The sequence below is a fragment of the Streptomyces sp. NPDC037083 genome (assembly GCF_055606485.1).
This window is the reverse complement of the sequence record NZ_JBVJSQ010000013.1, coordinates 229460-241585: the sequence shown is the minus strand read 5'-3', so window position 1 is coordinate 241585 and position 12126 is coordinate 229460. Positions and strand designations below refer to the sequence as shown.

Here is a 12126-nt window from a genome sequence, read left to right as displayed (position 1 = left end):
GCGACAGTAACGCCGCGGACGGTCCGCCGAAGCCGCGGGCGCCCGCCGCGTCGTCGAGCCGGGCGGCGGGCGGCCGCGACGGGGAGCGGGCCGATGTGACCGCCTTCATTGCACCGGCGGCGCCGGAGCCGACAGTCTCTGCCTTCGCACGTTTTTCCGAAGAACTGTTATCCGCTGCTCCCGCAGAGATCCCCGATGCGACGGACAGCATCGTTCGGATTCGACGACAGGGAAGCTGCAATGAGTGAACGGCACACGGTGGAGGCGACGGCGCTGGTGACCGCCGCCCGAGCGGGCGACCAGGCGGCTCAGGACGCGCTCGTCGGCGAGTACCTCCCGCTGGTCTACAACATCGTGGGCCGGGCGTTGAACGGCTCGGTCGACGTGGACGACGTCGTGCAGGACACCATGCTGCGTGCGCTCGACTCCCTGAGCTCGCTGCGCGATCCGGAGAGTTTCCGCTCCTGGCTGGTGGCCATCGCGATGAACCAGGTCCGGGCGCACTGGAACCGGCAGCAGCCGGCCCGGGGCGCCGTGGAGGAGGCCGAGGAGGTCGCCGACCCGGGCGCCGACTTCGTGGACCTGACCATCGTCCAACTGCAGTTGTCCGGCCAGCGGCAGGAGACCGCACGCGCCACCCGCTGGCTCGAGCCGGACGATCGGGGGCTGCTGTCCCTGTGGTGGCTGGAGTGCGCCGGCGAACTGACCAGGGCCGAGATCGCCGAGGCCCTGGCACTGACGCCGCAGCACACGGCGGTCCGCGTCCAGCGGATGAAGGCGCAGCTGGAGGCGGCACGCGTGGTCGTGCGGGCCGTGGACGCGCAGCCGCCGTGCCCGGAACTGCGGGGCGAGCTCGCGGGCTGGGACGGGCGGCCCTCCGCGCTGTGGCGCAAGCGAATAGCCCGGCACGCGCGCGGGTGCGTGCAGTGCTCCGGCCTGTGGAGCGGACTGGTTCCCGCCGAGGGCCTCCTGGCCGGCCTCGCTCTGGTCGCGGCGTCGTCCGCGCTCCTCGCGAGGACGGGGGCCGCCGACGTCGCCCTGGTCGGTTCGGCGTCCTCGCTCACCGAGGGCGACCAGGACGGCCTCGCCGTCCGGTCGGGATCCCACCGGGCCACGGCCGGACGCACCGACTCCCGCACCGCGGCCCGCCGCAGGCGCCGCACCCGGCGGCGGGCCGTCGGCGGCGCGGTCGTGGCGGCCTGCGTGGCGGGCGGCGGTTTCTTCTACTTCGGCCTGCGGCCCGACGAGGGAGGGACCCGGAGCACCGCCGTCGAGCCCGCCGACGACGCCCTCGTCCAGGACCGGCCCACACCGGACCTCGGCCGCGAGAACTCGCCGTCCCCGTCCGCTTCCCCGACGGCGTCCGCGTCCGCGTCGCCGAGCGCGAGCGCGTCGCCGAGCCCCCGCAGGACCGCCACCGCGCCCGCGTCGAAGGCCGCGAAGCCGGTCGCGTCCCGGCAGTCCGTGTCGAAGACGACGACCGTGCAGTCCGACTCGTCCGACCGCTCGGCCCAGGTGATCGCCCTGGTCAACAAGGAGCGGGCGGCGGCGGGCTGCGGTCCCCTCACGGAGGACGCCCTGCTGCGCAAGTCCGCTCAGGGGCACTCCGACGACATGGCCGCCCGCGACTTCTTCGACCACGTCAATCCCGACGGCGCCGACCCCGGCCGGCGCATCACGGCGGCGGGCTACCGGTGGTCCACGTACGGCGAGAACATCGCCAAGGGACAGCAGACGGCCCAGTCGGTCATGACGTCCTGGATGAACAGCCCCGGCCATCGCGCCAACATCCTCAACTGCGACTTCAAGAACATCGGCGTGGGCATCCACGACGGAGCGGGCGGCCCGTGGTGGACGCAGAACTTCGGGGCCAAGCTGTGACCGCGTCCGCGGACCGGGTGGGGCTGGGCGACAGAGCGCGCCGGTGAGGGGAGCGCGCCCGTCGTGAACGACGGGGGCGCGGCGGCGACGCGATGCCGGCCCGACGGCGGCCGTCGTCGACGCCCCTGTCCTTTCGTCCCGGTGTCTCGGCGACTCGCTTCTCGGTGCCCCGGTGACCCGGTGTCCCGTGTTCCCCGGCGCGGTGGCGGCCACGGCCGGGGCCGCCCCGGACGCCGGGTCAGCCGTCCGCCGTCAGGCTGCGCTCCGGGTCCACCAGGCGTCCGGCGTTCGCCCGGTCGGCCAGCAGGCGCCGCACCGCGGGCGCGGGCATACGGACGACCACCGGATCCGGGAGGGTCACCTCCTGCACGGCCGTCGACGCCCGCCCCGACATCCGGTCGGCCACCTGCGCCACCACCCGCACGTCCAGCGTGAACTGCACCAGCACCGACTCGGACTTGGGCTTGTGGAGAGGGATCGAACCGGCGGCGCCGGCGACTGTGTCCGTCGCGCTGCCGGAGCCGTCCACGGCGCCGAGGAACTGGTTCATCCGGAACTCGTCGGCGTTCAGCACGCCCGCGCCGAACAGTCCGCGCACCGCCTTGCCGTGCTCGCTCGCCTGCTGCCCCTCTGCGCCCGAGGGGCGCGGCGCGTCCGGCCCGCTCTGCGCGACGGTCTCGAACGTCATCCTGTCGCCCACGCCCAGCACCCGGCCCGTCCGCAGCCGGGCGTGCAGCGAGGTGCGCAGGTCCTGGCCGGACGCACCGGTCGCGTGCACCGGCGGGAGATCCACGCCCGCGGCGGTCAGCAGAGGCAGCGCCGCGATCAGCCACTCCGTGGAGACGGCCTCGCGCAGCAGATGGAAGGCGGCCTCGCCGCCCGTGCGGAAGCGCTCGCTCCCGCCCGCCCGCCGCACCGCGTCGTCCACGGCCTGCTGCACCCTGGGCGTCCCCCGGAACCCGTTGACCTGGGCCTCCATCGGCAGCCGCACCCCGCCCTCCCGCCAGGGGCCCAGCCGGTCGGCGCCGCCCTCCTCGGCGGGCACCGGCCGCCCGAGCGACCGCCGGGGCCGGACGGGAGCGATCCGCGCGAGAGCGTGCAGGTCCGCGGTGAGGACGCGATGGGTCAGGCTCACGTTCTCCAGCCTGGCGAGAGCCACCCGGCGATTGCCGGAGAAGACCTCCAGCCCCGCCTCCACGGGAACGCGCATCCGGGCCGACGGCGCGGACGACGCCTCGGCGACCGTCTTCACACCCGACTGGGCGCGTCCGACGCTCACCGAGCGCCGCGAGTCGCCCGCCGACACGCCGAGGCCGGCGGCCGCACCGGCGCTCTTCAACTGCCCGGCGCCACCGTCGGGTTTCCCGGAACCCGCCAGCACGCCCTCCACGCCCCGCGTGTCGCTCTCGTCATGGGCGGCGGCCCGCTGCGCCGCGGCGGAAGTGATGTACTCCATGTCCCGGCCGTCCGAGGCCGTCTCCAGAAAGCGGCCCCGACCGGTCCGGCGGACGCTGAACACCGCCCGGTAGGGGCGCTTGCGGCCGTCGAACAACTCGACGCCCACGCCCCCGTCCATCGCGCTCGACAGCAGGCCCGCGGAACCGTCCCGGTCGAGCACCCGCAGCAGCCGCTGCACGTTGTCGTTACGGTCCGTCAGACGGGTGCGCGGCAGCAGGTCGTCGGCGAGCGGGGCGCCGAGCCGGTCGCGGATGCCGTCCAACAGGGGGACGAAGTCCGGCAGGTCCTCGATCATGCCGAAGCCGAGCGGCAGGCTCCGGGCCAGGCCGGGGACGGGCGGGGCCGGGGCCGCCGACGCGCCGTCCGGAACACCGCTCGCATGCTCCACGGCCTGCCCTGCGGCTTCCCGGGTCCGCGCGGTCCGCGAGGACTCACCCGTCCCCTTGCCGGCCGCCGTCGCACCCGATCCGGCCGCCGTCCCACCCGAGCCGGAGGCCGCCTCCTCGTGCCGCTCCTCGCCGGGCACGGTCAGTCCCGCCGCCCGCAGCTGGTCCGCGGTGAGCCACACGGCCACGGCCGCAGGCACCGTACGGCCACCGCGCGCCACGTACGGACCGCCGCCCGTCACCATGACCTCGGCGACCATCCGCACCACCAGGTCGCACTGGACCAGATGGAGCGGGCTCTTGCGGGAGGTGTGCGCGTTGCGTTCGACGGTGCCCACGAGCGTGTGCGCCGCGGTGTCGCCGGAGCCCAGGGCGCGGCCGGCCGCGACCCCCTCGGCGACCCGCCACTCGGAGCCGTTCTCCGCGCCCGTCAGCCCGCCCTGCACCGTGCTGCCGCGGCTCGCGCCCTCCTGGCCGGTGACCTGGTGCCCGCCCAGGACGAAGGTCTCGGTGCCCGCCCCGGCGCCCTGGTGCACGATCCGCGGGGCGGTCAGCGCGAACCGGGCGCCGACCGCGCCGTTCAGCTCGGCCAGCCGGCGGGCGTACCGCAGGTTGTGCACCACCCAGCCGGCGGACACCGCCTGCCGCAGCGCCGCCGTCACGGCCTGCGGACTGAACCGCTCCTCGATCGCCAGCCGGGGCGCGAGCCCCTCCGTCTCCAGCGCCCTGTCCTCGCGCGGCCGTCGGCCGGGATCCCGCCGTCCCCGCGCCGCGGCCCGCGCCAGCAGGTCGAACGCCAGGTCCCGGACGGGCTGCCCGTCGCCGACGGTCTCCACCAGCGCCCAGTCGCGCACGCCCCCGCCGCCCAGCTGCGCGGGGGCGAGCCCGGCCAGGTCGCCGATGCCCGCCGCCGGAAACTCGACGCGCTGAGGGTGGTGCCGTGCCCTGCGCGAGGCGGTTCCGGTGTCCAGCCGCTGCTTTCCGGCGTCGTCCAGGGTGAAGGCGGTCGGGGTGAGCAGCCGCACGTCCTGTGCGTCCAGCGGCAGCGTCTCGATGTGCTCGGGCATCGGCGCGTCCTGGCCGGGCGCGCCCGGCGTCAGGGTCCGGGCCAGCTTGCGCTGCCGGCTCGTCATGGTGACGCCGACGCTCAGGCTCAGCGCCCCGCCGAACACGCTCGCGTTCTCGGAGCCGTTGGTGAGGACGTCCGTGCGCAGGGTCGGTCCGGCCTGTCCGCGCCGGGTCGTCGTACGGCCCTTCTCGGCGCGTGCCGACAGGGTCAGCGCGCCGGGGATCAGCCGGAACTGCCCCAGTGCCGTCCCGGCGACGGTCCGCGAACTGGCGCGCCCGCTCTGCACGGTGCCGGCGATGCTCGCGTGGGAGCGCACGAGCCAGTCCCCGGTGTCGCCGAGATAGCCGGTCTCCCGCAGCGAACCGGTGACCTTCACCTGCACGTCGTGCGTGTGGAAGCGGGACTTGCGGCGCATCCGCACCCGGATGCCCGACGACAGCAACTGGTCCTTGTTGACCCGCAGGTTGGTCTCCGACAGGACGGTGACCAGCTCGCGGTAGTTGCGCCGCTGGACCTCGGCCTCCTCCGGGCCGGGCTCGGCCGCCCGCTCCTCCTCGCCGAAGGCGGGCAGATAGCCGGTCAGCCGGGGGTCGGTGGCGAAGAGACGCAGCACGGCCCGCATCATGGGCGCGGCGTCCAGCCGGCTGATGGCCACACTGGAGCCCATCGCGCCGAAGGGCAGATGCCGTTCGAGGTACTCGGGCGCCCGGTCGTCACCCTGCTCCTCGCCGCTCCTGCCGGTGCCGCGGCCCGTGCCCTTGAGGTCCGGCGGCTGCTCGGCCTTCCCCTTGCCCGTGCCCTGCGCGTACTCGGCGGTCCCGGGGTTCTCGGTGGTCCCGGCGTTCGTCGAGGGCCGCAGCGGCCGCTTCACGAACTCTCCGGCGCTCACCCCGTCCGGCAGCGGCAGACCCAGTTCCGCGGCCTCGTCGGCGCGCAGACCGATCCAGACCCGCATCGAGTGGTGCGCGGTGCGGCCGCCGCCCCGCGCCCGGGTCAGGGGCGAGTCGGGACCGCTGCCCTCGACGGTGAACAGGACCGTGCCGAGATACAGCACCTTGTCGCCGCGCACCTCCGCGCCCTGCCGGCTGGACACCGTCTGCTCGGCCACGCTGAACCGCGTCTGGCGCGCGCCGAGGACCGGCATGACGGTGCCGCGCACGGCGGCAGCACTGCCGAGGACGCCGAACCCCGCCGCCGGGCCCACGCCGAAGGCGCCGCCGCGGCCCTTGCCCGCGGTGTCCGTCACCGCGTGCTGGGCCTGCTGGTGGGTGCGCAACTGCGTCTTGCCGGTGCTCCAGCCGGGAGCCAGTTCGGTGATCGCGGCCCGCATCCGGTAGGTGCCCGTGGTGGTGCCGTCCCGGCTCGTCAGGTCCTCGCCGACCACTCCGTCGCGCAGCAGCCGGGGCAGGTCCTCCAGCACCGTCGCGGTGGCGGTGGCCTCGTACAGCCTGGCCCGGCCGGGCGCGCCGGGCCAGGTCAGGGCAGGGTGCAGCGCCGAGGCGACCGCGTCGAAGAGCCCGCCGCCGCCCTGGTGCGGGGCGGCGGTGTCCGCGACGGCCAGCGGCGCCATGGAGTCGGCCAGCGACACCGCCCGCGCGGTCGCGGCCTCCACCGGGCGCGGCGGCGGCGCCGCACCCGCGGCGACCGGCACCAGATGCTCCACCGGCACGCGCATGGTGAGCGTGCCCGTCCCGCTGAAGCGCTGCGCCGAGCGCGCGCCGTCCTTGGCGATGCGCACGCCGTAGCGCACTCTGCGCGGCACCTCGACGGACCCCTTGTCGCTGCGCAGCACCCGCGGCTCCGCGACGGTGCGCTGGGTGCGCGAGTCCCGCGACGACTGGAAGGGCTGGGCGTTGACGGTGGCCGCCGCACCCAGCCATACCGCGGGCGCCACCGGGGCCAGCCCGAACGCGGTGAACGACAGGCCCTTGGACGCGGAGGATCCCGTGCCGTGGGCGACGCCGGCGGCGCTGTGGTGCTGTACGTCCACCTTGGTGGCCGCGCCCTCCGGGTCGGGGCCGGCGGGGGAGAAGACGCCGGGCCGGTCGTCGTCGGCGGGGGAGAGGGTCACCGTGACGTCGTAGCGGTCGCCGCCCTGAGCTCCGGTGACGGCGAAAGCCCGGCCGTGTCCGTAGAACGACTCGGGCCGCCCGGCGAGTTCCGCGCCGATCTCCGCGACGACGCCGTCGCGACGGCCGATCCGGCCGGCCAGAGTGTCCGTGACGAACTCGTGGCCGGTGAGCCCGTACGCCGTCGACAGCCCGCCCGCCTCCATGTACCGCAGATACGGCGGGAGTTCGAGGGAGTCGTCGTCCACCTCCTGGACGGCGTCCAGCGCCGGCCGGGCCCGGCCGGCGGTGGCGGGGCCGGGCCGCCCGGCCGCGGCCGCTCCCCTCAGCGCCGCGACGGTGGCCGCGTTGCCCGCGGTCTGCTGCAGCCCCAGCAGGGGGTTCGGCCCGCCGCCGGGACCGGTCGCCCGGGGCGCACGGGTCGCCACGGGGGACCGCCGTCCGGCGCTGCCGTGGCGGTCGTCGTCCGCCTGCTGTTGATCTCGCACGCGCGCAAGCGTAGGGAGGGGCCGACGGCCGGGCGGGCGGGGCGCGAAGTGTTCAACTCCCGTACTTCCAGGCGTCGTCCGTCTCCCTCCGACGAGGCTGCGGGCCCGTCAGCGGTAGCTGATGTCGGCCTCCTCGAACACGCAGTTCACGCCGTCCGCCGTGGCGTCGAGCTTCTCGGGCTCGCCGTCGGTCACGCCCTGGAACTTCTGACAGGGCACGATCCTGCGGCCCGGGTCGTTCACCACGGTGACGCCGCTCAGCCGGGCGGTGTCGCCGAAGTTGCTGTTGACGCCGACCAGTTCACCGCCGGGAGCGGTGGCCGTGACGTTCTCGAGCACCACGTTCCGCCGGAACTGCTGCGAGCAGTTGCCGCAGGAGCGGACCAGCTTGCCGAAGTCGGCCACCTCGAAGTCCCGGACCGTCAGCGTGCCGGCCCCGTTGAACTGGAACACCTTGTCGGCGGCCCGGGCGGCGCCGCCACCGCTGACGAGGTACTCGGCGTCCGCCGACTTGCCGAGGAAGGCGGCGGCGTCCTCGCCGACGTCCTCCCAGAACACGTTCTCCAGGGTGCAGCTGCCCAGGCAGTGGACGCTGTCGGCGGCGGGAGCGCCGAGGATCACGTTCTTCAGGACGGCGCCGTCGGCGAGTTCGAACAGCGGTTCCTGGCCTTCCTCCTGACCGTCTCCGGCCAGTGCGCCCGCTCCGGTGAAGCGGGTCCGCGCCCCGTCGAAGACGCCGGTGATCCGCCGTGTCCCGGTGAGCTGTTCCTCCCCGGCCGGCTGCGGCGCGGCGAGGACGCGGGCGCCGGCCGACGTGTTCGCGGTCTCCGTCTCGCCGGTCGCCATGGCCGCCTGCGCCGCGATCGCGAGGCTGAGCACGCCGGCCGCGACCGCCGCGATCAGCGGAGTTCTGTTCTGACGCCTGCGGTGGCCGGAGTGGGGGGAACGAGCAGTCACGTGATCACCGCGCCTTTCCAGAATCCGTTCAGGAGGGCATACGGGCACGGAACCAGGCGTGTTCACGGGCGGGGGCGCCGGGGTCCTGCCGCCGGCCGGGGGCCGTTCTCCCCTGCGGGGGAGATCCGCCTCCTGGCCGGCGGCCGGTGGAGCGGGGGTGGCCGCGCCTGACAAGCGGCCACCCCCGCCCGCTCGGGGCCGGGCGTCCCCGGCCTCCTCCGAGTGGTTTCCCCGGTGAGGAGGGCCGGGGTGTCCCGGGCGTGCGCGCCGCCGAACCGTGCGGGCTCCCCGGCCGGGTGGCGCCGGTGCGCGGAGCCGGGCGACGGCGCGCGGTCGGCGTCAGTAGGTGTGCAGGGTGAGTCCGTAGCGGTTGAGGATTTCGTTCACCGGCTGGAACCAGGTCTGTCCGCCGGAGGAACAGTTGCCCCAGCCGCCCGAGGTGACGCCCTGTGCCTGGTCGCCGCTGATGAACGAGCCGCCGGAGTCGCCCCCTTCGGCGCACACGCTCGTCTTCGTCATCTGGTGCACCGCGCCCTGGCTGTAGTTGACGGTCTCGTTCTTCGCGAGCACCGTGCCGCAGTGCCAGTGGGTCGTCGACCCCGACCGGCAGACGGAGGAGCCCACGGGCGCCTCGGACGAGCCGCGCACCAGCTGGTCGGGGACCGTGCCCCAGCCGAGCACGACCGGCACCGTCCACCACCCGCTGCCGACGTTGACCCAGGCGTAGTCGTTGTCGGGGAACGAGGAGCCCCGGAAGTCGCCGACGTAGGTGCCGTCCCAGTCCCGGACGGCCGCGCCGGCGCCGCCGCAGTGGCCGGCGGTGACGAACCCGCCGTGGACCGAGAAGCCGATGGAGCAGCGGACGTTGCCGGTGTAGTAGGGGTCTCCGCCGACCGTGCCCGCCGCGAGGGTGCGCGGGGTCGCGGCGACCGTCTCGACGGTGACGGGGCCCGCGGTGCGGGCCTGCGCGAGGAAGCGCCGGACATCGTTGTCGGATCCCCGGCCGCGGGCCACGGTGACCACGACGGTGTTCGCCGCCGGGTCGACGTGCCAGCTCCCCACCGCGGAGGGGGCGGTGAGAGCGTCGATGCGCGCCTTCGCCGCGTCCAGCGTCCGTGCGCTGTGCTCGACGACGCGGACGGCGGCTCCTTCGGAGCCGATCGCCGCACGGGTGGCCGGGGACGCCTGCGCCGTGACGGCCACCGTCAGGCGGCCGTCGGCGGCGTCGAACCAGGATCCCGCGTAGGCGGCGCCGGCGGTGCGCCGTGCCTTCGGTTCGAGCGCGGCGGCGTTCCGCTCGGCCCGCAGCCGCTCCGTCACCTGGTCCTCGGTGAGCTCGAATTCCTGCCGCATGGCGCGCAGCAGCCCGGCCGATGCCCGAGGGGCGCCGTCTGCCGGGGTGGCCGAGGCCGTGGCGCCGCCGCTCGCCGCGGCGGGGGAGATGCCCGCGCCGCCGAGACCGGCGAGCGTCAGGAGTGCGGCGAGGCAGACGTGCTTGAGCCGTGTGCGTCTCATGGGAGGTGCCCTTCCTCGTTCCGTGGAGTGGGGGTGGAACAGATCCGTGAGAGCGCTCTCAGGTGAGGCGCGGCAGAGCCTAGCGCCTACGGAGTGTCAGGTCTATGCCAATGCGGGCAGGTCTTCGCGTCCCCGCGGCCGCCCCGTACCCTTTTGCGGGTGTCGTCCTCCCGCCTGCAACGTGTCGCCGTCCTTGTGCTCGAGGGAGCCAAACCGCTCGACGTCGGCATCCCCGCGCAGGTGTTCTCGACCCGCGCGAGCATGCCGTACGAGGTGAGGGTGTGCGGTGCGGCCCCCGGTCTGGTGACCGGCGGCGACGGGCTGTCGTACCACGTGGCCCACGGCCTGGAGGCGCTCGGATGGGCCGACGTCGTCTTCATCCCCGGCTACCGCCACCCCGACCGCGAGGATCCGCCGCGGGAGGTCGTCGGGGCGCTGCTCGCCGCCCACGACCGGGGCGCACGCCTGGCCGCCATCTCGACGGGGGCCTTCGCCCTCGCCGCCACGGGCCTGCTCGACGACCGACGCGCCACGACGCACTGGCACTACACCCGGGCGCTGGCGGCCAGGCATCCGCGCGTCCGGGTCGACGAGAACGTCCTGTTCGTCGACGAGGGCAGCGTGCTGACCTCGGCCGGCGCGGCCTCCGGCATCGACCTGTGCCTGCACATCCTGCGCCGTGACCTCGGGGTGGCCGCCTCCAACCACGCGGCCCGCCGCCTGGTCGCGGCCCCCTACCGCAGCGGCGGCCAGGCGCAGTACGTGCCGCGCAGCGTGCCGGAGCCGCTCGGCGAGCGCTTCGCGGCCACCCGCGAGTGGGCGCTGCACCACCTCGACGAACCCCTCACCCTGGAGACGCTGGCCCGGCACGCGGCGGTGTCCGAGCGCACCCTGTCGCGGCGCTTCGTCGAGGACACGGGATACACGCCCATGCAGTGGGTGATGCGCGCCCGCATCGACCGGGCACGTGAGCTGCTGGAGCGGTCCGAGCGCGGCGTCGAGCAGATCGCGGGCGACGTCGGGCTGGGCACCGGCGCCAACCTGCGGCTGCACTTCCAGCAGATCCTGGGCACCACGCCGAGCGAGTACCGGCGCACCTTCACCCGGGGCGAGTAGCCGGAGACGACGGCCTGGCGAGATCCTTGCGAACCATGGCGCTCACGCCCGGGTCATGGGCGGACGGCACACGCCAGGCTGGTGGCGAACCGAAGGGACATCACTCATGACTCGCATCGCCATCAACGGCTTCGGCCGCATCGGACGCAATGTGCTGCGCGCGCTCCTCGAACGCGACAGCGACCTCGAGGTCGTCGCCGTCAACGACCTCACGGAGCCGGCCGGCCTGGCCCGGCTGCTCGCCTTCGACTCGACGTCCGGCCGGCTGGGCCGCCCGGTCACCGTCGAGGACGGCGCCCTCGTCGTCGACGGCCGTCGCATCAAGGTCCTCGCCGAGCGCGAGCCGGCGCAGCTGCCCTGGGCGGCGCTCGACGTCGACATCGTGCTGGAGGCGACCGGCCGCTTCACCTCCGCCAAGGCCGCGCGCGCCCACCTGGACGCGGGCGCGCGCAAGGTGCTCGTCAGCGCGCCCTCGGACGGCGCCGACGTCACGCTCGCGTACGGCGTCAACACCGACGCCTACGACCCGGACCTGCACACGATCGTCTCCAACGCGTCGTGCACGACCAACGCGCTCGCGCCGCTGGCCGCGGTGCTCGACGACCTCGCCGGCATCGAGCACGGCTTCATGACGACCGTGCACGCCTACACGCAGGAGCAGAACCTGCAGGACGGTCCGCATCGCGACCCGCGCCGCGCCCGCGCCGCCGGCGTCAACATCGTGCCGACCACGACCGGCGCGGCCAAGGCGATCGGCCTCGTGCTGCCCGGCCTCGACGGCAAGCTGTCCGGCGACTCGATCCGCGTGCCGGTCCCGGTGGGCTCGATCGTCGAGCTCAACACCACCGTCGCCCGCGACGTGACCCGCGAGGACGTGCTGACGGCGTACCGCACCGCGGCCGAGGGCCCGCTGGCCGGTGTCCTCGAGTACTCGGAGGACCCGCTCGTCTCCTCCGACATCACCGGCAACCCGGCCTCGTCGATCTTCGACTCGGCTCTCACCCGCGTCGAGGGCCGCCACGTCAAGGTGGTCGCCTGGTACGACAACGAGTGGGGCTTCTCCAACCGGGTGATCGACACGCTCGAACTCCTCGCCGCCCGCTGACCGGGCGCCGGGCTCGACCGCTCGTCCCCACCGCTCGACGAGCCAGTCGCCGCGTCACGTGAAACGGCCGGACGGGCGACCG

General features: G+C 74.8%; 6 protein-coding genes. 3 read left to right on the top strand and 3 right to left on the bottom strand.

Annotation, left to right across the window (positions count from 1 at the left end):
• The first annotated feature begins 240 nt into the window (after positions 1-240).
• Positions 241-1881 (top strand): sigma-70 family RNA polymerase sigma factor, encoded by a 1641-nt coding sequence (locus ACZ7DE_RS30975; RefSeq protein ID WP_470766942.1) that lies wholly within the window; start codon positions 241-243, stop codon positions 1879-1881.
• Positions 1882-2119: 238 nt separating this feature from the next.
• Here ACZ7DE_RS30975 and ACZ7DE_RS30970 read toward each other — a convergent pair whose 3' ends face one another.
• The 3 genes from ACZ7DE_RS30970 to ACZ7DE_RS30960 all read right to left on the bottom strand — a co-directional run bounded on the left by ACZ7DE_RS30970 (position 2120) and on the right by ACZ7DE_RS30960 (position 9823).
• Positions 2120-7351, bottom strand: coding sequence for a hypothetical protein (locus ACZ7DE_RS30970; RefSeq protein WP_470766940.1), 5232 nt, complete (start codon positions 7349-7351; stop codon positions 2120-2122).
• Positions 7352-7459: 108 nt separating this feature from the next.
• Positions 7460-8308, bottom strand: a complete 849-nt coding sequence (locus tag ACZ7DE_RS30965) for a pectate lyase (RefSeq protein WP_470766938.1) — start codon at positions 8306-8308, stop codon at positions 7460-7462.
• Between the two features lie 339 nt (positions 8309-8647).
• Complete coding sequence (locus ACZ7DE_RS30960) at positions 8648-9823, bottom strand: S1 family peptidase (protein WP_470766936.1); 1176 nt, start codon at positions 9821-9823, stop codon at positions 8648-8650.
• Between the two features lie 159 nt (positions 9824-9982).
• On the opposite strand from ACZ7DE_RS30960, the gene ACZ7DE_RS30955 reads away from it, so the two are divergent.
• A complete protein-coding gene (locus tag ACZ7DE_RS30955; RefSeq protein WP_470766934.1) occupies positions 9983-10939 on the top strand; it encodes a GlxA family transcriptional regulator in 957 nt (318 codons plus the stop codon).
• Between the two features lie 106 nt (positions 10940-11045).
• A complete protein-coding gene (gap, locus tag ACZ7DE_RS30950; RefSeq protein WP_470766932.1) occupies positions 11046-12044 on the top strand; it encodes a type I glyceraldehyde-3-phosphate dehydrogenase in 999 nt (332 codons plus the stop codon).
• Positions 12045-12126 lie beyond the last annotated feature (82 nt).

Coding starts and splice junctions, on each gene's coding strand:
- ACZ7DE_RS30960 (WP_470766936.1), bottom strand. CDS start 9,823: ATGAGACGCACACGGCTCAAGCACGTCTGCCTCGCCGCACTCCTGACG.
- gap (WP_470766932.1), top strand. CDS start 11,046: ATGACTCGCATCGCCATCAACGGCTTCGGCCGCATCGGACGCAATGTG.
- ACZ7DE_RS30975 (WP_470766942.1), top strand. CDS start 241: ATGAGTGAACGGCACACGGTGGAGGCGACGGCGCTGGTGACCGCCGCC.